General features: G+C 61.9%; 21 protein-coding genes and 1 pseudogene. 7 read left to right on the top strand and 15 right to left on the bottom strand.

Going from position 1 to position 20974, the window contains the following annotated elements; genetic code table 11:
• Position 1: 1 nt before the first annotated feature.
• The 13 genes from NTH_RS13095 to dctP form a co-directional block, all read right to left on the bottom strand.
• On the bottom strand, positions 2-778 hold the full coding sequence (locus tag NTH_RS13095; RefSeq protein WP_338530424.1) for an SDR family NAD(P)-dependent oxidoreductase: 777 nt from the start codon (positions 776-778) through the stop codon (positions 2-4).
• Between the two features lie 54 nt (positions 779-832).
• Positions 833-1606, bottom strand: a complete 774-nt coding sequence (locus tag NTH_RS13090) for an L-iditol 2-dehydrogenase (RefSeq protein ID WP_338530423.1) — start codon at positions 1604-1606, stop codon at positions 833-835.
• Positions 1606-2604 carry an ABC transporter ATP-binding protein gene (locus NTH_RS13085; RefSeq protein WP_338530422.1) on the bottom strand — a complete coding sequence of 333 codons (999 nt, stop codon included), beginning with the start codon at positions 2602-2604 and terminating at the stop codon, positions 1606-1608. The genes NTH_RS13090 and NTH_RS13085 overlap by 1 nt, the downstream gene beginning before the upstream one ends.
• A gap of 12 nt (positions 2605-2616) precedes the next feature.
• Positions 2617-3447: a carbohydrate ABC transporter permease gene (locus NTH_RS13080; RefSeq protein ID WP_338530421.1), complete on the bottom strand. Its 831-nt coding sequence runs from the start codon at positions 3445-3447 to the stop codon at positions 2617-2619.
• 9 nt (positions 3448-3456) lie between these two features.
• A complete protein-coding gene (locus tag NTH_RS13075) occupies positions 3457-4326 on the bottom strand; it encodes a carbohydrate ABC transporter permease (RefSeq protein WP_338530420.1) in 870 nt (289 codons plus the stop codon).
• 158 nt (positions 4327-4484) lie between these two features.
• A complete protein-coding gene (locus NTH_RS13070; protein WP_338530419.1) occupies positions 4485-5792 on the bottom strand; it encodes an ABC transporter substrate-binding protein in 1308 nt (435 codons plus the stop codon).
• A gap of 117 nt (positions 5793-5909) precedes the next feature.
• Positions 5910-6857 (bottom strand): sugar-binding transcriptional regulator, encoded by a 948-nt coding sequence (locus NTH_RS13065; RefSeq protein ID WP_338530418.1) that lies wholly within the window; start codon positions 6855-6857, stop codon positions 5910-5912.
• 177 nt (positions 6858-7034) lie between these two features.
• On the bottom strand, positions 7035-7754 hold the full coding sequence (locus tag NTH_RS13060; RefSeq protein WP_338531907.1) for a ribonuclease activity regulator RraA: 720 nt from the start codon (positions 7752-7754) through the stop codon (positions 7035-7037).
• A gap of 25 nt (positions 7755-7779) precedes the next feature.
• Positions 7780-9513, bottom strand: coding sequence for an L-arabinonate dehydratase (gene araD / locus NTH_RS13055; protein WP_338530417.1), 1734 nt, complete (start codon positions 9511-9513; stop codon positions 7780-7782).
• A 4-nt stretch (positions 9514-9517) separates the two neighbouring features.
• Positions 9518-9679 carry a hypothetical protein gene (locus tag NTH_RS13050; RefSeq protein ID WP_338530416.1) on the bottom strand — a complete coding sequence of 54 codons (162 nt, stop codon included), beginning with the start codon at positions 9677-9679 and terminating at the stop codon, positions 9518-9520.
• Between the two features lie 16 nt (positions 9680-9695).
• Positions 9696-11012 (bottom strand): TRAP transporter large permease, encoded by a 1317-nt coding sequence (locus NTH_RS13045; RefSeq protein WP_338530415.1) that lies wholly within the window; start codon positions 11010-11012, stop codon positions 9696-9698.
• A complete protein-coding gene (locus tag NTH_RS13040; protein WP_338530414.1) occupies positions 11002-11523 on the bottom strand; it encodes a TRAP transporter small permease subunit in 522 nt (173 codons plus the stop codon). The genes NTH_RS13045 and NTH_RS13040 overlap by 11 nt, the downstream gene beginning before the upstream one ends.
• 80 nt (positions 11524-11603) lie before the next feature.
• Positions 11604-12629, bottom strand: a complete 1026-nt coding sequence (gene dctP / locus NTH_RS13035; protein ID WP_338530413.1) for a TRAP transporter substrate-binding protein DctP — start codon at positions 12627-12629, stop codon at positions 11604-11606.
• Positions 12630-12766: 137 nt separating this feature from the next.
• Here dctP and NTH_RS13030 point away from each other — a divergent pair, with 137 nt between their 5' ends.
• The 5 genes from NTH_RS13030 to NTH_RS13010 all read left to right on the top strand — a co-directional run bounded on the left by NTH_RS13030 (position 12767) and on the right by NTH_RS13010 (position 17657).
• Positions 12767-13495, top strand: a complete 729-nt coding sequence (locus NTH_RS13030; RefSeq protein ID WP_338530412.1) for a GntR family transcriptional regulator — start codon at positions 12767-12769, stop codon at positions 13493-13495.
• A gap of 228 nt (positions 13496-13723) precedes the next feature.
• Positions 13724-14155 (top strand): TRAP transporter small permease subunit, encoded by a 432-nt coding sequence (locus NTH_RS13025; RefSeq protein ID WP_338530411.1) that lies wholly within the window; start codon positions 13724-13726, stop codon positions 14153-14155.
• The gene (locus NTH_RS13020; protein ID WP_338530410.1) at positions 14152-15693 is read left to right on the top strand and encodes a TRAP transporter large permease; all 1542 of its coding nucleotides are present in this window, start codon (positions 14152-14154) and stop codon (positions 15691-15693) included. The genes NTH_RS13025 and NTH_RS13020 overlap by 4 nt, the downstream gene beginning before the upstream one ends.
• A 27-nt stretch (positions 15694-15720) precedes the next feature.
• The gene (locus tag NTH_RS13015; RefSeq protein ID WP_338530409.1) at positions 15721-16785 is read left to right on the top strand and encodes a TRAP transporter substrate-binding protein; all 1065 of its coding nucleotides are present in this window, start codon (positions 15721-15723) and stop codon (positions 16783-16785) included.
• A 290-nt stretch (positions 16786-17075) separates the two neighbouring features.
• Positions 17076-17657 (top strand): YgjV family protein, encoded by a 582-nt coding sequence (locus tag NTH_RS13010; RefSeq protein ID WP_338530408.1) that lies wholly within the window; start codon positions 17076-17078, stop codon positions 17655-17657.
• Between the two features lie 153 nt (positions 17658-17810).
• On the opposite strand, the gene NTH_RS13005 is transcribed toward NTH_RS13010, so the two are convergent.
• Positions 17811-18707 (bottom strand): LysR family transcriptional regulator, encoded by an 897-nt coding sequence (locus NTH_RS13005; RefSeq protein WP_338530407.1) that lies wholly within the window; start codon positions 18705-18707, stop codon positions 17811-17813.
• 104 nt (positions 18708-18811) lie between these two features.
• Here NTH_RS13005 and NTH_RS13000 point away from each other — a divergent pair.
• A pseudogene (locus NTH_RS13000) lies at positions 18812-19802 on the top strand (zinc-dependent alcohol dehydrogenase family protein).
• 123 nt (positions 19803-19925) lie between these two features.
• On the opposite strand, the gene NTH_RS12995 reads toward NTH_RS13000, so the two are convergent.
• Positions 19926-20360: a MerR family transcriptional regulator gene (locus NTH_RS12995; protein WP_338531906.1), complete on the bottom strand. Its 435-nt coding sequence runs from the start codon at positions 20358-20360 to the stop codon at positions 19926-19928.
• A 154-nt stretch (positions 20361-20514) separates the two neighbouring features.
• On the opposite strand from NTH_RS12995, the gene NTH_RS12990 reads away from it, so the two are divergent.
• Positions 20515-20952, top strand: coding sequence for a CBS domain-containing protein (locus NTH_RS12990; RefSeq protein WP_338530406.1), 438 nt, complete (start codon positions 20515-20517; stop codon positions 20950-20952).
• Positions 20953-20974 lie beyond the last annotated feature (22 nt).

The raw sequence follows: 20974 nt of genomic DNA, 5'->3' as shown, positions 1-20974 counted from the left end.
TTCACCAGCAGGTGTAGCCGCCGTCGGCAACCACGATGGAGCCGGTCATGAGGCTCGCCGCATCCGAGGCAAGGAAGTGGACGACCGAGGCGATCTCCTCCGGCTGACCAACACGTCCCATCGGCGTCATCTCCAGCCAGGTGGAATACATTTCCGGATTTTCTTTGATGCCGAACGCCGTGAGCGGGGTTTCGATATAGGTTGGCGCCACGGCATTCACCCTTACGCCCCGTCGGCCCCATTCGGCGGCCAGCGATTTGGTGAGCTGGTGCACGGCAGCTTTTGAGGCATTATAGAAAGCTTGCGGCTGCGGCTTGTTGACGATGACGCCCGACATGGAGCCGATGTTGACGATGGAGCCTGAGCCCTGCTTGAGCATCTCGCGGCCGAACGCCCGGCAGCACCAGAAAAGCCCATCAACATTGACGTCCATATGAAGCCGCCAGTGTTCGTCGCTGGTCTCCTCCGCCGGCACATCGCTTCTGGCGACGCCCGCATTGTTGACCAGAATGTCGATCCGCCCAAGCCGCGCCGCAACATCGGCGGCCACCGCGTCAACCTCGGCCGACTTGGTGACATCTAGCACAACGCCCTCGGCCTTCAGCCCGAACTCCTTCAATCCGGCAACACTCGCCTCCACGCGCTCAGCCAGCACATCGGCCACCACCACATGCGCGCCCGCCTCGCCAAGCGCGCGGGCACAGGCAGCGCCGATCCCCTGCCCCGCTCCAGTGACAACGGCAACGCGACCGTCGAGCTTCAGTTTCTCCAGATACATTTTTGAAACACCTTTTTTGTCTTCCACCCGCAATTTGTGCGCCGGCAAAATGGTTCAGCTCATCCAGTTGCCGCCATCGACATTGTAGGTTTGGGCTACAATGTAGTCGGCCTCGCTCGAGGCGAGGAAAATGGCCATGCCGGTCAAATCCTCAGCCCTTCCCGCGCGGCCAAAAGGCACCGCTTCACTTGCAAGACGCTTCTTCTCGCCTTTCGGGCGGTTCTCGTATTTCGCAAAGAGCGAATCCACATGGTCCCAGTGCTCGCCTTCCACCACGCCGGGCGCGATGGCGTTCACGTTGATGCGATGCTCGATGAGGTTGAGGCCCGCCGATTGGGTGAGGCTGATCACCGCCGCCTTGGTCGCGCAGTAGACAGCGACCAGTGGCTCACCGCGCCGGCCGGCCTGGCTCGCCATATTGATTATCTTGCCGCCACGCCCCTGCGCGATCATCTGCCGTGCGGCCGCCTGCATGGTGAACAAGGCCCCCGACACATTAACCGAGAACAGCCGCTCGTAGCTCTCGCGCGTGATCTCGACGATTGGTGCCAGGTCGAACAGCGCCGCATTGTTGATGAGAATATCGAGACCGCCTGCTTTTTCCACTACCGCCTCAATGGCGCCGTCAATGGAGGCCTGATCGGTGACGTCGAGACCCACCGCATAGGCATTCTCGCCAATCTCCTGTGCAGTCCGCTCCGCACGCGCCAGGTCGACGTCGCCGATGGCCACCGTCGCGCCCTCGCGCACATACGCTTCGGCGAATGCCCGGCCGATGCCGCGTGCGGCACCTGTGATGAGCGCCGACTTGCCTTTCAAACGCTGCATCAAAGCGCTTCTCCTTCTTTATTGAACTTGTGCACCCGGCCGTTGACCGGCGTCACGAAGATGCTGTCGCCATGCCGCATGGAGACTTCGCCATCGGCACGCACGGTCAGTTGGCCGATGCCGTCCATATCCACGTGGAGGAAGGTGTCGGAGCCAAGATGCTCGGCGATGCCCACCGTGCCTTTCCACAGGCCTTCGGTCGTCGAAAGCTGCAAGTGCTCCGGCCTGACGCCGACCGTTGCAGCACCAAGCTTCTCAGCCTCCGCACCCGTGATCAGGTTCATGCGCGGGGAGCCGATGAAACCGGCAACGAAAAGATTCGTGGGGCTCCGGTATAGCTCCAGCGGAGAACCCACCTGCTCTATATAGCCGGCATTGAGCACGACGATCTTATCGGCCATGGTCATGGCTTCGACCTGGTCGTGCGTGACGTAGATCATCGTGGTCTGCAGCTTGTGGTGCAACTCGCTGATCTCGAGCCGCATGGAGCCGCGCAGCGCCGCGTCGAGATTGGATAGTGGCTCGTCGAACAGGAAGGCCTTGGGCTCGCGCACGATGGCACGCCCGATGGCGACGCGCTGGCGCTGCCCGCCCGATAGCTGGCCTGGCCGTCGCTCGAGATAGTCGGTGAGGTTGAGGATGCGCGCGGCATCGCGCACTTTCTCCTCGATTGCGGCCTTGTCCATGCCGGCCATCTTCAGCGGGAAGGCGATGTTGCCGAATACGCTCATGTGCGGATAGAGCGCATAGGATTGGAACACCATGGAAAGCCCGCGCTTGGCTGGCGCGCGGGCAGTCATGTCCTCGCCGTCGATGAGGATCTTGCCGCTCGTCGTGTCCTCCAGACCCGCGATCAGCCGAAGCAGGGTAGACTTGCCGCAGCCGGAAGGTCCGACAAAGACCACGAACTCGTTGTCGGCGATGTCCAGATCGATCTGCGGAATGACGACCGTCGAGCCGAAAGTCTTGTGCACCTTGTCGAGGCGGATTTCTCCCATTGTCGTGTTTCCCTATTTTACGGCGCCGAAGGTGAGCCCGCGCACGAGTTGCCGCTGGGAGAACCAGCCGAGGATGAGGATCGGCGCGATGGCCAGTGTCGAGGCGGCCGAAAGCTTGGCCCAGAACAGCCCTTCCGGGCTTGAATAGGAAGCGATGAAGGCGGTCAGGGGCGCGGCCTTGGCCGCCGTCAGGTTGAGCGTCCAGAACGCTTCGTTCCAGGCCAGGATGATGTTGAGAAGCAGTGTGGAGGCGATGCCCGGAATGGCCATCGGCGTCAGCACGTAGACGATCTCCTTGGCCAGCGACGCACCGTCCATGCGCGCGGCTTCCAAGATGTCGCCAGGGATTTCGCGGAAATAGGTATAGAGCATCCACACGATGATCGGCAGGTTGGTCATGGTCAGCACGACGGTGAGACCAAGCCGCGTATCTAGAAGGCCGCTGTCCCGGAAAATCAGATAGATCGGCACCAGGACGCCGACCGCCGGCAGCATCTTGGTCGACAGCATCCACAACAGCACATCCTTGGTGCGCTTGGTCGGCGAGAAGGCCATCGCCCAGGCGGCCGGAATGGCTATCAGCAGGCCGAGAAGCGTCGACCCCACCGAAATGATCACCGAATTGGCAAAGTGCTTGAAATAGTCCGAGCGGGCATTCACCTCGATATAGTTCTCCGCCGTCCAGGCGAAGAACAGGAACTGCGGCGGTGTTGCTATGGCCGTTCCCTCGGTCTTGAAGCTTGTCAGCACCGTCCACAGGATCGGGAAAAAGATGAGAAAACCGACGAGCCAGCCGAGGATGGTAAAGCTGAGCTTGGTACGGGTTGAAACTGCGCGCGCCATCGTGCCCTCCTAATCCAGGTTCTTGCCGATGAGGCGGATGAGGAAAATCGCGACAATGTTGGCCAGCACCACGGCTACGATGCCGCCGGCCGAAGCCCCACCCACGTCAAACTGCAGCAGCGCCTGCACGTAGACGAGATAGGTAATCGTCGTCGTCTGTATGCCCGGGCCGCCATTGGTGGTGACGAGGATTTCAGCGAAGACGGAAAGCAGGAAGATCGTCTCGATCAACACCACCACGGTGATGGCGCGTGCCATATGCGGAAGCACGATGTGGATAAAGCGCGAGACGGCGCCTGCCCCGTCCATCTCCGCCGCCTCTTTCTGCTCGCTGTCGAGCGACTGAAGCGCGGTGAGCAGGATCAGCGTCGCGAAGGGCAGCCATTGCCAGGAGACGATGAGGACGATGGACAGCAGCGGCGCCTCGGCGAACCAGTCGACCGGTTGCAGGCCAAAGGTGCGGGCGATCCACGCGAACAGGCCGTTGACCGGGTGCATCAGCATGTTCTTCCACACGAGTGCCGAGACCGTGGGCATTACGAAGAAGGGCGCGATGACCATCAGCCGCACGAGGCCCTGGCCGAAGAATGGCTGGTCGAGGAGCAGCGCCATCATTATGCCGCCGCCGACGCTAATCAATAAAACGCCCCCAACCAGAAGCAGGGTGTTTGCAAGGGCCGTGAAGAAGGCTGGGTCAGTCAGGAAGAAACGGTAGTTCAGCAAACCCGCCCATTCCTCCATGCCGGGCATCAGAAGATTGTAGCGCAGCATCGAGAAGTAGAGGGTCATCCCCAAAGGCACGGCCATCCACAGAAGCAGCAGGACGACCGCCGGCGTCATCATCAGCCGGGCGCTGGCGCGTGTCTGCAATGTCGCCATGATACGCACTTTCGTTGTGACGGTTGGAAGGTCGGAGCCCCGCGAGGTGGGCTGTTCTGCCAGCCCTTCGCCGATTTCGATCGACCGCTGGTATTCTGCGAGGCTGCCAGGGCCGCGCCACCTGGGAGAAACAGGTGGCGCGGCCCGGGAGGCGGCGGCTAGTTGATGTAGCCTGCCTTCATCATCTCGCGCTCGGCAAGCGTCTGTGCGCTGGATAGGGCCTGGTCGACCGTCGACTGGCCGGCGAGCGCCGCAGAGAACTGCTGCCCAACCGCGGTACCGATGCCCTGAAACTCAGGAATCGCCACGAACTGCACGCCGACATAGGGAACTTCTTCGACCGTGGGATGCGTGGGGTCAGCTGCCTGGATCGACTTGAGTGTCAGCTCGGCGAAGGGGGCGGCTTCCTGATAGGCCGGGTTCTCGTAGAGCGAGGTGCGCGTACCGGGCGGCACGTTGGCCCAGCCCTCCTTGTCCGCCACAAGCGCGGCATAGTCCTTACCGGTCGCCCAGGCGATGAACTTTTTGGCCGCATCGATCTTCTGGGAGCCCGCTGGAATGGCAAGCGACCACGCCCACAGCCAATTGCCACGCTTGCCCAGCCCTTTGTCCGGAGCCAGAGCGAAGCCTACCTTGTCGGCCACCTGGCTCTCTTCCGGATTGGTCACGAAGGAGGCCGCGACCGTAGCATCGATCCACATGCCGCACTTGCCGGTCTGGAACAGCGCAAGATTTTCATTGAAGCCGTTGGAGGAGGCTCCGGGCGGTCCTGCATCGTTCATGAGGTCGACGTAGAACTGCAACGCCTCCTTCCACTCCGGCTGATCGAACTGCGGCTTCCACTCCATGTCGAACCAGCGCGCGCCAAACGAATTGGCCATCGCCGTCAGGAAGGCCATGTTCTCGCCCCAACCGGCCTTGCCGCGCAGGCAGATGCCGTAAATCTCATTCTCCTTGTCGGTGATCTTGCGCGCTGCCTCCGCGATGAAGTCCCAGGTGGGCGCCTCCGGCATTTCCAGGCCGGCTTCCTCGAAGAGGTCCTTCCGATACATGACGAACGAGCTTTCACCGTAGAACGGCGCCGCATAGAGCGTGCCGTCCTGCGAGAGCCCGGCTCGGATCGCCGGCAACAGATCGTCGACGTCGTATTCGGCGCCGAAATCGAGCGGCACCAGCCAGTCCTGTTTGGCCCAGATCGGCACTTCATAGGTGCCGATAGTCATAATGTCGTATTGGCCGCCCTTGGTGGCGATGTCCGTGGTCACGCGCTGGCGCAGGACATTCTCCTCCAGCGTCACCCATTCCAGGTCGATGTCGGGATTTTGCTCCGTGAACGCACCCGACAGCTTCTGCATGCGGATCATATCGCCGTTGTTGACGGTGGCGATGGTCAGGGTTTCCGCCTGCGCATGCGCGGCAATTGAGAGCGCTGAACACGCAGCAAGAGCAAGTCGCTTCACCTTCATGATACTCCTCCCAAAGTGATGAGCATTTGCTACTTGTATGAGCAAATACCCATTTCAAGGGCATGTCAACCCGCTCCCGTATTGCGGGCGGCAAAAATCCGGAACCGGTGAGGGAGATCAGGCCGAAGCCAGAAGCGCCGAGGCGGTGCGTTCGTCGGTGATCAGGCCGTTGACGATGTCGCGCTTGACGGCTGCGGCAATGCCGGGAAGTTTTCGCGGTCCCATGGCGGCGGCTATGACGAGAGACGTGTCGCTGGAGGGAATTGGCGCACTCGCCACCCGCTCGTTGGTGATGCCTTTGATCAGCATCCCGTCGGCATCGAAGGCCCAGCCGACGATCTCGCCCACGGCGCCTGCCTCTTGCAGGGCTGTGAGTTCCTCCCGCGAGATGAACCCGTCCTCGAAAATCGGCGCGCTGGGACCCAGATCGCCAATGCCGACGAAAGTCACATCAGCCTGTGCGGACAAGGCCAGCGTCGAGTGGATCATCGGTTGATCATGCAGGAGCCGACGCTCCGCCGGCGACGAGGCAATGACGGGCAGAGGCATCGGGAAACTACGCGCCTTGACCGTATCGGCCATGGTGAAGATCACGTTATAGAAGGCGGCCGAACCATCGGGGGCGATGTTGCCCGTCAGCGAGACGATGCGGTGCTGCGGGCATTCCATGGGCGGCAGCTGCTCGATCGCAGCCTTCAGCGTGCGGCCCGTGCCGATGGCCATGATGATCGGTTCGGGCGATTGCAGGCGCCGCTCGATCTCGGCCGCAGTTGCTTCGGCTATACCGGTCGTGGTCGAGGTCGACGATGGATCACTCGGGACCACTTCGGCAAACTTCAGGCTGAACCGCTGCTTCAGTTGACGGGCAAGCTCCATGCAGCTCGCAATCGGATGGTCGATACGTACGCGCACCAGCCCCTCGGAAACGGCGAGCGAAACGAGCCGTTGCGCCGACTGGCGCGATACGCCGAGCTTGGCCGCAATCTGGTCCTGGGTATTGCCGGCAACATAGTAAAGCCAGCCAGCCCTGGCCGCATCATCCAACCGACTCTCCCGCACTGCCATCGTTCCGCACCACTCCTTTTTCGCAACGAACCGCGACAGTATCCGCCATCGAGGCAGCCGGTCCATAGGCGTGAGAGCGGGGGAAGGCAAATTCGCAGGAGCAAGGCGCTGTTGCCGAACAGCCAAGCCCCGGTCTGGCCCATGGTTGAAACAATCTGCGCTCCGGCTAAAACCGCGTCACCGCTTGGAGCGCCACAGGTCGTACTTCCTCTGGTTCTCTTCCTTCGTACAGGGATAGAGACCGATGATGGAAGAGCCGCCTTCAACCTGTTCGAGCACAAATTCTTCGAAGCTTTCCATCCCGCAGCATTCGTCCGCGATTTCGTCGGCTAAGTGCGCGGGAACGACCATTACTCCGTCTCGATCTCCGACAAGCACATCTCCGGGGAAAACCGGCGCCTCGCCACACGAGATCGGCACGTTGATGTCCAGCGCTTCGTGCAACGTAAGGTTCGTGGGCGCCGACGGCTTGGCGTAGTAGGCGGGCATGTCGAGCCTTCCTATCCCCTCCGCATCGCGAAAACCGCCGTCGGACACCACGCCGGCTGCCCCGCGCAAGGCGAGCCTTGTCAGAAGGATCGATCCGGCCGTCGCCGCCCGGGCATCCTTGCGGGCGTCCATCACCAGCACCCAGCCGGGCGGGCATGTTTCGACCGCGACGCGCTGGGGATGATCGGGGTTGCGGAACACCGTGATTGGGTTGCGGTCTTCACGCGCGGGAATGTAGCGCAGCGTGAACGCCTGTCCGACCATGTTCTCCGGCTTGGGACTCACCGGCACGACGCCCTGGATGAACTGGTTGCGAAGCCCGCGCTTGTAAAGCGCTGTGGCGATCGACGCGGTCGAGGTCCCCTTCAGCTTTGCGCGAGTGTCGTTGGAAATCTCGTATTCGGTCATGGGTTCCTCAGAAGTCATGGGTTCCTCAGAAGATGTCGGGTTCGCCGACGGTTCGGCCGAAGTCGGATTGGAGGAAATCGAAGTCGCAGCCCTGGTCCGCCTGGGTGACGTGCCGGGCAAACATATAGCCGTAGCCGCGCTCGAAACGAGGTTTAGGCGAAATCCAGGCTTCGCGCCGGCGCGCAAGCTCGTCCTCATCCACCAGCATGTCGAGACGGCGGCCCGGCAGGTCGAGGCGTACGATATCGCCGGTTTGCAACAGGGCCAGCGGTCCGCCGACGAAGCTTTCGGGGGCGACATGCAGAATGCAGGCACCGTAGGACGTGCCCGACATGCGGGCATCGGAAAGCCGCAACATGTCGCGGTGGCCCTGTCTGATCAGAGCTTTAGGAACCGGCAACATACCCCATTCCGGAAAGCCCGGGCCGCCCTGCGGTCCGGCATTGCGCAACACCAGGACATGGTCAGGCGTGACATCGAGGCTCTCGTCGTCGATCGCCGCCTTCATCTCGGGATAGCTGTCGAAAACCAGTGCTGGACCTTCGTGGAAATGGAATCTGGGGTCACAGGCCGCAGGCTTCATCACCGCGCCGTCCGGACAGAGATTGCCGCGGAGCACGGCAAGCGAACCTTCATGGTAGACAGGGTTCGACAGCGGCCGGATAACATCTGAATTGTATACTCGGGCGTTCTTGAGGTTCTCCTCCAGAGACTTGCCGGAGACCGTCATTGCGGAGCAATCCAGCATATTCTCGAGTTGCTTCATCAGCGCGCTCAGACCACCCGCAAGATAGAAGTCCTCCATGAGATAGTCTTTTCCCGCAGGTCGTACATTTGCAATGAGCGGCGTCGACCGGCCGAGCGCGTCCAGATCATCGAGCGTGAGACTGACGCCGGCCCGCCGCGCCATGGCAATCAGATGAACGACGGCATTCGTCGAGCAGCCGGTGGCCATGGCCACGATCGCTGCGTTCCGGCAGGCAGCATCGGTGACGATCATGTCGGGGGTCATATCGTCCCAGACCATGTCGACGATCCGCCTTCCGCAGGCGGCTGACATGCGTTGGTGAGCCGAGTCGACCGCCGGAATGGAGGAGGAGCCCGGCAAGGAGAGCCCCATCGCCTCAGCGATCGCAGTCATGGTGGATGCCGTCCCCATGGTCATGCATGTGCCCGCCGAGCGTGCGATGCCAGCCTGGATGCCCTGCCACTCGTCGTCGCCGATATTGCCCGCGCGGCGCTCGTCCCAGTACTTCCATGCATCGGAACCGGATCCGAGAACCTTGCCGGCGTAATTGCCGCGCAGCATGGGGCCGGCGGAGAGGAAGATCATCGGCACGCCCGCGGAGAGAGCGCCCATGATCAGACCCGGAGTGGTCTTGTCGCACCCACCCATCAGCACAACACCGTCCAGCGGGTGCGAGCGGATCATCTCCTCCGTCTCCATAGCCAGCAGGTTGCGATAGAGCATCGAGGTGGGCTTGGTGAAGCTTTCGTCGACCGAGAGCGTGGGCATCTCCACGGCGAAGCCGCCTGCCTGTGCGACCCCGCGCTTCACATCCTGGACACGTTCGGGAAAGTGCGAGTGGCAGGTGTTCAGTTCGGACCACGTGCTGAGCACGCCGATTACCGGCCTGTCGCGATATTCCTCTTCCGCATAGCCCAGTTGCATCATGCGGGAGCGGTGTCCGAAACTGCGCAGGTCGTCGGGGGCAAACCAGCGTGCGGAACGTAGATCCTTAGGGTCTTTTCTTGCCATTGCTTTATCCGGTAAATGCGAAGATCAGCCAGGTGACGAAGAGCGTCAGGACGACACCTGCGACTTCCGGCCAATTCCCAAAATCGTGACGGTCGCGCTTTTCTTCCGCGCCGAACTCCAAGGCCGATAGCTCTTCATCTTGATGGGTTAGCTTTGGGTCGCTCATTGCCTGTCAAACCTCCTCAATCCAGCATCGCCGGGAGCCAGAGCGCCAGCTCTGGGATGAACAGCACGAGAAAGAGCCCGACCGCCTGCAGCGCAATAAACGGAAGGACGGCGGCGAATATCTCCTGAAGCTGGATGTCCTTCGGTGCTACCGATTTGAGGAAGAAACAAGCCGGCCCGAAAGGCGGAGAAAGATAGTAGATCTGGATGTTCATCGCGAAGAGTACCCCGAACCAGACCGGGTCGTAGCCCAGATCGACGACAACGGGGGCGAAGATCGGCACGGTTATGAAAATGATGGCGATCCATTCCAGAAAGGTGCCGAGCACCATGACGATGAGCATCATCACCACGATCACCCAGATCGGCGCGACGTCCAGCGCCGTCAGCAGCCCGCGGAGAAATTCGCCGCCGCCTATGCGGTTGTAGATGCCGATGAGAGACACGGCGCCGAGCACCAGCCAGATGATCGATCCGACCGTAAGGACGGTCTGGCGCATGGCGTCCCGTGCCATGGTCCAGGTAAGCTCCTTGCGCGCCGCCGCCACGGCGAGCGCTCCAATTGCGCCGACGGCAGCGGCTTCGGTAACCGTCGCCACACCGGAATAGATAACGCCGAGAACCGCGCCGATCAGAACTCCCGGCAGAATGACCCCCTTCAGATATTTGATCCGTTTGAAGAAGGGCAAACCGGTTTCGGGAATGTCGTAGATCGGCGCCATGGCAGGGCTCAGGCGCACGCGGACAAGAATGTAAGTTATGTAGAGCGCGGCCAGGATTAGCCCCGGAACCGCCGAGGCGGCAAAAAGCTTGGTGATCGAAACCTGTGCCGCCAGCCCGTAGATGATCAGGACAACGGAGGGCGGAATCAGCGTTGCCAGTGCCCCGGCTGCGCATATGATGCCTATCGACAGCTTTCGATCATAGCCGAGCCGCAGCATTTGCGGCAGCGCAATCAGACCCAGCATGACGATCTCGCCACCCATGATTCCCGACATCGCCGCGAGGACGACAGCGACAATGCATGTCTGCACGGCCACCGAGCCGCGAAAGCGGCCGCCCATGATGGCCATGGAGTCGAACAGCGACTTTGCGATTCCCGATCGCTCGAGCACATTCGCCATGAAAACGAAGAACGGAACGGCGATGAGTTCGTATTTGTGCAGAACTTCGCTGACATTCGCCGCCACGATAAAGAAGCCGGCCCGCTCTCCGAAATAAAGAATCGCAGTCACCAGCGACACCGTTAGCGTCGTTATGCCCAGAGGCAGGCCTAGAGCCATAAGCGCCAGCAGCGCGAGGACGATCAAAAGCGTGATTGATTCAATGCCCACCGTCGACCTCCGATTCCGTGCCTTGGGCCCAGTGGATGACGTTGGCCAGAAGCTGGAGCAGGTAGAGAACGCAGCCAATTGCGAGCAGGACCTTGAGAATGGTCGGCTGGATGGAATTCATCGCCGTCCCGGAGTGCTCGACACGGCTCAGCGCCTTGACTGCCGGATCCCACAGAGCCAGCAACAGCACGAAGATCGCCCCTATGGAGATCAGCATCTGAAAGAGGCGGAACAGTCGCCAGACACGGGGGCCGACCAGCAGTTCCAGCATCGTGATGGAGATGTGGCGATTGCGCTGGGTAACATACCCCACCGAAAGCACCCAGGCGCTCGCGCAAAGGGCCATCGCCAGTTCGATGGTCCAGACCGTCGGGCGGTCAAAGCCGTAGCGCATCACCACTTCCCAAGCGGAAACCGCAATGCATGTGAATAGCAGAATAGAACAGGCTTGGCCGATGAAGACACTGAACCTGTCGATCAACCCGGCGTAGATGGCAAGTGAGCGCTTCATCGCGCTTCCCCCCGGATGTCATGATGAAGCAAAAACGCGCTGCCTTGCGACGAGTACGAAGGCAGCGCGCGGGGATCCACCTACTCCTGGAACAAGCCGATTTTGGTCATATAGGCGATGTTCGCATCAAGCGCCTCTTTGGCGAGTCCGGACTTTTCGGCAAAGATCTCCCACTGCTCACGCGCCACCGCTCTCAGTTGGTCGCGGTCCTCCTTTGCCCAGTCGATGACTTGGATGTCATCGGCCGCATCGTCACGGGCCGCGAGCGCGGCATCCTGCTTGGCAACCTCGGCGGCCATCGCGTACATCGCCTCATACCACCAATCGCGAAGCGCCTTTCGATCGGCCTCCGAGAGTACTTCCCATTTCTCCTTGTTGACCGTGAACTGCATCGAAGGCATGGAGTGAATGCCGGGATACAGCGGGTAAGGGGCAACGTCGTGAATGCCCGTGGCGTCGTTGTTCACGTAAGCCGAAGCGTCCGCTGCATCGACAATGCCCTTTTCCAGCGCGCCGAAAACTTCCGAGAAGGGAATCGAAACGGGCGAGGCCCCCGCTGCCTGGAAGACGGCGGCGGCCAGTCCTTCCGGCGAACGAATCTTCTTGCCTTTGAGATCTTCGAACGTGCGAATGGGCACGCGGGCGGGCAGCGACTCCCGCGAATAAGGGCCGCAAGCGACAACCTTGACCTCGCCTCCGGTTACTGCGTCGGCAGCCTTTTGCATCACAGCCTCGCCGCCGCCCTCGCGGCAGAAATCAAGCATCTGCTCAGGCGTCTCATAGCCCGAGATCAAATCGCCCATGATGGCGTAGGCCGGTTCCAGGCCCGAGAAGTAGTTCACGGATGTGAAATCACCGTCCAGCACACCAGCTGCGACAGCCTCGGGCGTCTCCCGAGCCGGGACGACGGAACCATTCGGCGTCAGCACGATCTCGATGCGGCCCTCGGTCATCTCGGAAATCTTGGGCAGCCAGTTCTCGGTCAGGTACTGCGTCGAGAAGTCTCCGGCGTTGAATGAAGTCTGGATGTTAAGCGTATCTGCCTGCGCAGAGCCTGCCATTACCGAGGCAGATACAGCCAGAAGCGCAATCTTTGAGAAAGCCATGTTTATCCTCCCTTGAGACCTGGCGAGGCGACCGGCCCCGTCGATCTGATGTACTAATATATTAGTGTAATTGCGTCAAGCAAGGTATATATATCGGGGAACGACACCACACCAGATCAGGGAACGGCGCGATAAAGATGAAGGGCCACGACATTGCGGTGATCGCCGAGAACGAAGCATTTCCCGGCTCTTCCCCTGCACAGGGGATCAAGCGCGTCTCCGCAAGCCAGCAGATACACCATGCACTGCGCGAGCGGATAATTTCACTCGACCTGGCTCCCGGGCAGCACCTGTCGCGCTCAGAGATCGCGCAACATTACGGTGTCAGTCAGACGCCGGTACGCGATGCCATGCTCAAGCTCGAGGAAGAAGGGCTCCTCGTCATCCGCCCCCAGTCGAAAACAGAGGTCTCGAAGATCGATGTCGAACATGCGCGCGAAAGCCAGTTCCTTCGCTTGGCAATCGAGGTGGAGGTAACGCGGCGTCTGGCGTTGTGCGGCGCAAGAAGGGAAATCATCGCAACGGCCCGCAAGGTTCTTGCGCTGCAGGATTCCGCGTTCGAGGCCGGCGAGCTGGAGCGTTTCGCGCGGCTCGACCGGGTATTTCACCAATCCCTCTGCGAAGCAGCCGGCGTCGCGGATCTCTGGCAGCTCGTGACCGCGCGCTCCGGCCATATCGACCGCTTGCGCAATCTCAACCTGCCGGAGCCGGGAAAACCGGCCAGCATCCTTGTTTGCCATCATCGGATCCTGGAGGGCATCGAACGGGGCGATCTCGCCGCAACGGAAGCTTCCGTGCGCGAGCACCTTTCAGGCACGCTCGGCACCGTGGATCAGATCAGAGCTCGATACCCGGAATATTTCTAAGCCCCTCCCGGGTTTGCCGCAGCCTATCGATGTTATGCCTCGCGATCTTCCAGGGAACGATGAGACAGCGCTGGCACCCTCACCTAAACCGTCTTTGGGATTGACCCGCCGACGCACCGGTGCTTTCTCGTCGCAACTGATCGAGGGGAGGAGACCCTGCGGCATTTCTTTCTCGCATTCAGCGGCGCGCTCGACCGCATCACGCGGATCGTATGCGCGGTTGCCTGCATGCTGCTGGTAGCCACGGTCCTGGCGGTTGTCATGCTCCGCTACGGATTCGGCATGGGCTTCATTTGGCTGCAGGACTTCGCGGCCTACGCCTTTGCCGTCTTCCTCGCGCTGTCGGTGCCGGTCTGCCTGGCGCAGGGAGGCCATGTTCGCGTCGACGTGGTGTCGGAGCGGATGCCGCCCGGCTATCTACGCTGGGCCGACCTGTTCGCGCTCATCGTGTTCCTGGTTCCCGTCTTCGGCCTCGCCATCTGGGCCTATTGGCCGGATCTTCGCTACAGCTGGGCGATCCGGGAGGCTTCGGTAGAGACGGGTGGGCTGCCCGGCCTCTTCATCATCAAGACGGCGCTGCCCGTCTCCGCGCTGCTCGTGATCGTCCAGGGCATCGCCGCGGTGCTGGATGGCGGCGATGAAGGGAAGCCGTCGGCGTGATCCTGCAGGAAATATTCCTCCTTCTCATGTTCCTGGCGCTGTTCGCCGGGATTCTCAGCGGTGTTCCGGCGATGCTTGCCATTGCCGGAATGCCGCTGCTGATCGCCATTGTCGGCAGCCTCTTCGGCGCCTTCGATCTAGGCTTCCTCAATTTCTTCCCCGCCCGCATCTGGGGCATCATGACGAACAGCCTCCTGATGGCGGTGCCGCTCTTCGTCCTGATGGGCGTGCTGCTGGAGCGGGCGAACCTTGCGGCGCGCATGCTGACGGTGCTGGCGCGCATGATGGGGGGCAGCCCGCGCGGCATGGGGCTATCGGTGCTTCTCTTCAGCGCGATGATCGCGGCGGCCACCGGCATCATCGGGGCCACCATCGTCATGCTGGTGATGGTAAGCCTGAAGCCGCTGCTCGATTCCGGCGTCCCTGCCAGCCGCGCCAGCGGCCTGATCTGCGCGTCCGGCACGCTCGGGCAGATCATCCCGCCCTCGATCCTGCTCGTGCTGCTGGGCGACCAGATCGGCAACACCTATATGGAAGCGCAGCAGCGAGCGGGCAACTTCGCGCCTTCCGCCGTCTCGGTCGGCGACCTTTTCGCCGGCGCGCTTGTGCCCGGCCTCCTGCTCGTGGCGATCTATGGCGTCTATCTCGCCTTCGTGCTGCGCCCGGCAAAGGGTGCGCCGGCGCGCGCGAGAGAGAGGGTGCCCGCAGCGGACGTCGTCTTCACCTTCCTGCCGCCGATGCTCCTCATCCTCGCCGTTCTTGGCTCTATCCTGGCGGGCGTTGCGACCGCGACGGAAGCCGCCGGCCTCGGTGCGGTCGGAGCGCTTCTGATGGCCGCCTTCCTGGCGGAAAAGAACCCGCTCGGCAGGACCGTGCTGGTGATGGCGGGCCTTGCGGCCTTTTCACTGGTGGCGCTGCGCATGGCGGGACTGGATCGTGCCGCGCCCGGCAGTCCCGCAGGGATGACCGCCATCCTGGCCGCGTTCCTTATCACGGCCGGCACGCTGCTCGCCTCCTGGCGCCTATGGCGCAGCCGGGTACTCCAGGAAACGCTCTCGGAGACGATGAAGATCTCCGGCATGGTGTTCGGCATCGTCATCGCCGCTTCCCTGCTGGCGCTCGTCTTTCGCGGCTTCGGCGGCGACCGCATCGTCACCGCACTGCTCCAGGGACTGCCGGGCGGCGAGTTCGGGGCGCTGATGATGGTGATGCTGCTCGTCTTCCTGCTCGGCTTCATCCTCGAGGCGGTGGAGATCATCTACATCGTCGTGCCGCTGCTTGGACCCGCCATCCTCGGCGGCGACATCTCGCCGGTCTGGTTCGGCGTGTTGCTCGCGATGAACCTCCAGACATCGTTCCTCACGCCGCCCTTCGGCTTCGCCCTGTTCTATTTTCGATCGGTCGCGCCGCGCACGATCTCGACAGGCGCCATCTATCGCGGCGTGATACCTTACGTCATTCTACAGCTCATAGCGCTCGCGCTGCTGATTCTAGTTCCCGATCTGGTGACCTGGTTGCCGTCAAAGATCTTCGGATAAACAGGATAAAAGTAGGAGGACCGTCCATTGAAACGTAGAACCTTTCTGGCTGGAGGCGCCGGGCTCGCCGCGGCCGGCGGACTGGCCGCCCCCGCGATCGCCCAGGGAAAGATCGAGTGGAACATCGCCTCGTCCTTTCCCAAGGCGGCACCGGGCGTCGGTACGAACGTCAACCGCTATGCCGAACTCGTTTCGCTGATGTCCGACGGCAGGATGCATCTGACCGTCTATGGCGCCGGCGAGCTCGTCCCGCCCTTCTCAGTCGAGGACGCGGTCCAGCAGGGCAACGTGCCGGTCGGCCATGCCCCGCCCTATTACGCCGCCGGCAAAAACCCGGCGCTGCACTGGTACACGGGCGTGCCCTTCGGCATGATGTCGAACGAGCATTATGCCTGGCTGCGCTGGGGCGGCGGCCAGGAAATCTGGGACGAAATCTACGCCCAGCGCAATCTGAAGCCGTTCTATTCAGGCAACTCCAACACCCAGTCCGGCGGCTGGTTCAAGAACCGGATCGAAGGCCTTGATGATCTCCAGGGGCTCAACATGCGCATCGCCGGCCTCGGCGGCGAAATGCTGCGCAAGCTTGGCGTCAACGCGGTTCTGCTGCCGCCGACGGAGATCTTTCAGGCGCTGCAGTCGGGCGCGATCGACGCTGCCGAGTGGGTGGGCCCGATGCTCGACCAGGCTTTTGGTCTGCAGCGCATCACCAAGCTCTGCTACGTGCCGGCCTATGCGGAGCCGGGCGCCGCGCTGGCCGTAGTCTTCAATGCCGATGCATGGAATGAGCTCTCGCCCGACCTCCAGGCGATCTGCGGAGCCGCGGCGAGTGCCGCTGCGCTCGAGGCGCAGGCTCAGTTCGACTACCACAACGCTCAGGCCATGCAGGCGCTGAAGGACGAGGGCGTAGAGTTCCTCAACTTCCCTGATGAGGTGGTGGCCGCCATGGGGGATGCGTGGGCGCAGGTGAAGGCCGAGCTCGCCGGCCAGAACGAGGACGTCGCCCGTGTTCTGGAGAGCTATGATGCCTATCTCGAAAAGGCCGTCGCCTACAGCCGCGCGATGACCGAGCCGATGTTAGCCGGCCGCCGCTGACGGCTCGTTCCACTGATACCATCAGCACAAGACAATGCGCCCCCCGCTACCGCCGGGGGCGCTTCTTCGACCACCGGCGCCGGCCTTTGCTTCGTCGCGGCCGACGCAGACTGCCCAGGAGGCAACGTCCACTACTGGGTCGCGCCAGATCCGACCACAGCGTTGCGGAGACTGTGCCATGAGGTATCCTGCATGGCCGGTGCCGATTGCAATCCTGGTGAGAATTGCGCTCTCTTTGCGTTCTTGTGGACCGATCGATTTGCCGGGCAGTGTCAACGGCTGAGCCCTTTATGGCCTATCCTGCACTTGACGCCGTGAAGGGTGGCGATCATGCCGGAGAGATGGACCTGTTTTTCAATCCACAAGTGCTCGGCCAGATCGTCGGCTTCATCGCCCTCGCTCTGTGTATCGTCGCGTTTGCGAGCAAGAATGACGACCGGCTGCTGGCAATCCTGATCCTCGGCAACGTCGCATTTGCGACGCAGTTCGCTCTGTTTGGCGCCTGGACCGCATCGGCGATTACGGCCCTGATCATCCTCCGCATTATCTTGGCCCGACGCATGCCGGGCAGCGTGCCTGCCACGGTGCTGTTCGTCTGCGCGACAGCCGCCGTGGCCGCCGTCACCTGGGAGGGAGCGACCGACATTTTTCCCCTTGTGGCAGGTATCGTAGGAACCATCGCGATGTTCATGCTGCGGGGTATTGCCATGCGCATCGCCCTTGCGGTCGCCGCACTCTGCTGGGCTGCGGCGAATGCATATATCGGCTCAGTTGGCGCTTTGGCCGCTGAACTTCTGGTCTTCGCGACAAATGCCATCACCATCGTCCGGATTGCGCGCGACCGACGCCGGCTGGCCGCCCCGGCGGAGTAGCCTCCCACTCAGGCTTCACGCGATCTCGAACCGTCGCGCTTGTCAGATCAGAGATTCGTGCCGCGCCGGACGACGTCGCATCAGCCGCACAGCGCCAGCTGTCGCAATACTTTGCACCGACGCAACCCGCCGCGCCCGATCCCGCCCCTGATCTCATGTCATGTATCTCGGCAACGCAGCGGCCACCGCATCCACAGCAAGGCGGATCTTCAGCGGCAAGTAAGGTGTCTGCAGCCACAGCGCATAATTGTCGAACACATGTTCCGGATGATCCGACAGCAGCGGGACGAGCGAGCCCGCCTGAATACGCTCGCGAACCAGCCAGGATGGGAGCCATGCGAGCCCCATGCCTGCGGTTGAGGCATCGGCAATCGCATCGAGGTCGTCGAGACGCAGCCGGTTGACCGGCGCTATCTTTATCGGCTGGCCGTCACCGGGGAACAACCATGAATGGACCCAGCCGGGCCTGCTGTAGACAATGGCATGGTGGCTACCGAGGTCATCCAGGTCCCGTGGGCGACCGTGTTTCTCGATATAGGATGGCGACGCACACACAACCATTCGGTGGCGTGCGACGCGGCGTGCCATCAGACCGGTCCTGTCCTCCAGCTTGCCAGTCCGGATGGCCAGATCGTAGCCATCCTCCGCGAGGTTGACGATGCGGTCGCTGAACGACAGATCAAGCTCCAATTCTGGGTGACGGCACGAGAGCTCCAGCAAGATGGGGGCAACGCAGTGCTTGCCCAAAAGTGCGGGCATGGTGACACGCAGCCTCCCGCGCGGCTGGGAGAGCTGCTCGGCCACGAGCGCTTCCGCAGCTTCGGCTTCAGCGAGCACCAGGCGGCAGCGTTCGTAGTAGGCGCGCCCGAATTCTGTGATGCTTTGGCGGCGTGTGGTCCGGTTGATGAGGCGCACTCCCAGACGCTCTTCGAGATACCGGACATGCTTGCCGACCATCGGTCCGGAGAGATCGAGCGCAGCGGCGGCGGACGCGAATGAGCCCAGGTCGACGGCTTTGACAAACACGGCCATGCTTGTAAGGCGATCCAATATTGGTAACCCCCGGTTTCTTCTGTCCTGCCTGTACGGCTATTTATCCTGCCGGTGGCGGCAGGCATAGATCATTTAGTTCAATCGCTTTGGAGTTGTAGCTGATGGCGCGTGTCGTCCGGTTTCATGAGCATGGTGGTCCCGAGGTGCTGCGCATCGAGGAGATCGGTGTCGCGGGGACCAGGTCGCGGAGAGGTTCGAATCCGCGTCAGAGCGCTCGGGCTCAACCGTGCCGAGGCGTTGCTGCGTTCGGGCAGGTATATCGAGAGCCCGGAATTGCCTTCCGGTCTTGGCCTGGAGGCAGCGGGCACGGTCGAAACGGTGGGAGAAGGTGTCGAAGGCCTCGTGGCAGGCGACGCCGTCAGCATTATACCGCCGATATCGATGGTACGCTGGCCAGCCTATAGCGATCTTGCCACGTTTCCTGCTGAGCTCGTCGTTAAGCACCCGCCATCGCTCAGCTGGAAAGCGGCGGCCGCCACTTGGATGCAGTATCTCACCGCCTACGGAGCGCTGATCGACATCGCCAAGCTCCGCGGGGAGGATTTCGTGGTCATCACCGCTGCATCGAGCAGCGTCGGGCTGGCCGCGATACAGATAGCTAATATCTTTGGCGCAACCACGATCGCGGTCACGCGAACGGCTGCCAAGAAGAAGGCCCTGCTCGACTCGGGCGCTGCCTATGTCATCGCCTCGGCGGAGGAGGATCTGCTAACCCGGCTGAAGGAAATAACCGGCCCAGACGGTGCGCGTGTCGTATTGGACCCAATCGGCGGACCCATTTTCGAGCCCCTGACGGCGGCAATGTCGCGCGGCGGTATTCTCGTCAAATATGGCAGCCTGAGCCCCGACCCGACACCCTTCCCGCTGCTCCATGTGCTGAGCAAGACACTGACGCTGCGCGGCTACCTCGTACACGAGATCGTCGGCGATCCGGCACGGTTGGAAGCCGCCAAGGCGTTTATCCTCGATGGGCTGACCTCGGGTTCACTTCGACCGGTTATCGCCAAGACCTTTCCTTTCGATCAGATCATCGAGGCATATCGCTTCATGGAGTCCAATGAACAGTTTGGCAAGATCGTCGTGACGGTCTGACTGACGTACAGCCTTCCGGTCTTCAACAGCCTCAAAGGCGGAGTGGCTTGACTCCGGCCATTGACTGAAGGCCAGCCGATGGCGCTCAGGTTATGGCAGCCGGGCCAGTCGGCTGCCAGGCCGTCATTCTCGGCGCGCATGCGCCAGCCGCGTTCCAGCCGGCTTTCGCCGGCGTTGAGGTAGCTCTGAATCATAGTCCTTCATCCTCTGCCCGGTGCCGGCATAGCCGGCAATCTTGGTGTCGAGGACGAGAAGGCAGGACTGAAGTTCGGCAATGCGAGCACGCGCGCGATCGCGGTGCCGAATGAGCAGATCACGGCGCTCCGCCTCCGTGCCGGCACCTTGCTCGCGCAAGGCCGCGTAGTGCAGCATGTCCCGGATCGGCATGCCCGTGGTTTTCAGACGACCAAGAAACTCGATCCATGTCAGGATCGATGCATCATAATCCCGTTGCTTCGACTGGTCACGGTCCGCATACGGCAGCAAGCCGATGCGCTCATAATACCGGATCGTGTGGGCCGACAGCCCAGTCCGTTTCGCCAGTTCTCCGATCTTCATGACCAGCCTCCCCCCAAAATAGATCCAGCCCAAGAATTCGAGCGCGCTCCAAGTCAAGGAACGCCAACATCGACTGAACGAGCACAAGTATTCCCTCGGAACAAGTCCGGCACGATCCGTGTTCGCCCCTGTGAAGACAGAGGAGGATTGAAGCATGAATGTTGCAGAAGTGATGACCCCCCAAGTCGATCTGGCAGATCCGAACACGAAGATCGTCAATGCTGCTCGCAAGATGCGCGAAGACGATGTCGGCGCCCTGCCCGTGGGTGAGAACGACAGGCTCATCGGCATGGTGACGGATCGCGACATCGCCATGCGCGGTGTGGCCGCGGAGGGCGCGAGCGGAAACATTGCAGTACGAGAGGTGATGTCGGAGCGGGTTTTCTATTGCTTCGACGACGAGCCAGTCGAAAGGGCCGGAGAGCTGATGGCTGAGCATCAAGTCCATCGCCTGCCTGTGCTCAATCGGGACAAGCGGCTGGTCGGCATAGTCTCGCTTGCCGATCTTGCGCGGAGCGGCGACGAGGGCGAGCGAGCCTCCATCAAAGCCCTCAAGGGCATCTCCGAGCCGACGGGTGTCCCGAGACGATAGAGCGATACGCGCGGCAGCGACG

Origin of the sequence: Nitratireductor thuwali, assembly GCF_036621415.1 — a bacterium.
In the GTDB taxonomy this organism is placed as follows: domain Bacteria; phylum Pseudomonadota; class Alphaproteobacteria; order Rhizobiales; family Rhizobiaceae; genus Chelativorans; species Chelativorans thuwali.
This window is presented reverse-complemented; position numbering and strand designations above follow the sequence as displayed.

Bases quoted from the DNA above. Each gene is read 5' to 3' on its own strand.
- NTH_RS13065 (WP_338530418.1), bottom strand. From the start codon at position 6,857: ATGGCAGTGCGGGAGAGTCGGTTGGATGATGCGGCCAGGGCTGGCTGG.
- NTH_RS13050 (WP_338530416.1), bottom strand. From the start codon at position 9,679: ATGAGCGACCCAAAGCTAACCCATCAAGATGAAGAGCTATCGGCCTTG.
- NTH_RS13085 (WP_338530422.1), bottom strand. From the start codon at position 2,604: ATGGGAGAAATCCGCCTCGACAAGGTGCACAAGACTTTCGGCTCGACG.
- NTH_RS13030 (WP_338530412.1), top strand. From the start codon at position 12,767: ATGAAGGGCCACGACATTGCGGTGATCGCCGAGAACGAAGCATTTCCC.
- NTH_RS13060 (WP_338531907.1), bottom strand. From the start codon at position 7,754: ATGACCGAATACGAGATTTCCAACGACACTCGCGCAAAGCTGAAGGGG.
- NTH_RS13010 (WP_338530408.1), top strand. From the start codon at position 17,076: ATGGCCTATCCTGCACTTGACGCCGTGAAGGGTGGCGATCATGCCGGA.
- NTH_RS13090 (WP_338530423.1), bottom strand. From the start codon at position 1,606: ATGCAGCGTTTGAAAGGCAAGTCGGCGCTCATCACAGGTGCCGCACGC.
- NTH_RS13075 (WP_338530420.1), bottom strand. From the start codon at position 4,326: ATGGCGACATTGCAGACACGCGCCAGCGCCCGGCTGATGATGACGCCG.
- NTH_RS12995 (WP_338531906.1), bottom strand. From the start codon at position 20,360: ATGAAGATCGGAGAACTGGCGAAACGGACTGGGCTGTCGGCCCACACG.
- NTH_RS13025 (WP_338530411.1), top strand. From the start codon at position 13,724: ATGCTGCTGGTAGCCACGGTCCTGGCGGTTGTCATGCTCCGCTACGGA.
- NTH_RS13080 (WP_338530421.1), bottom strand. From the start codon at position 3,447: ATGGCGCGCGCAGTTTCAACCCGTACCAAGCTCAGCTTTACCATCCTC.
- NTH_RS13095 (WP_338530424.1), bottom strand. From the start codon at position 778: ATGTATCTGGAGAAACTGAAGCTCGACGGTCGCGTTGCCGTTGTCACT.
- NTH_RS13040 (WP_338530414.1), bottom strand. From the start codon at position 11,523: ATGAAGCGCTCACTTGCCATCTACGCCGGGTTGATCGACAGGTTCAGT.
- NTH_RS13070 (WP_338530419.1), bottom strand. From the start codon at position 5,792: ATGAAGGTGAAGCGACTTGCTCTTGCTGCGTGTTCAGCGCTCTCAATT.
- araD (WP_338530417.1), bottom strand. From the start codon at position 9,513: ATGGCAAGAAAAGACCCTAAGGATCTACGTTCCGCACGCTGGTTTGCC.
- dctP (WP_338530413.1), bottom strand. From the start codon at position 12,629: ATGGCTTTCTCAAAGATTGCGCTTCTGGCTGTATCTGCCTCGGTAATG.
- NTH_RS12990 (WP_338530406.1), top strand. From the start codon at position 20,515: ATGAATGTTGCAGAAGTGATGACCCCCCAAGTCGATCTGGCAGATCCG.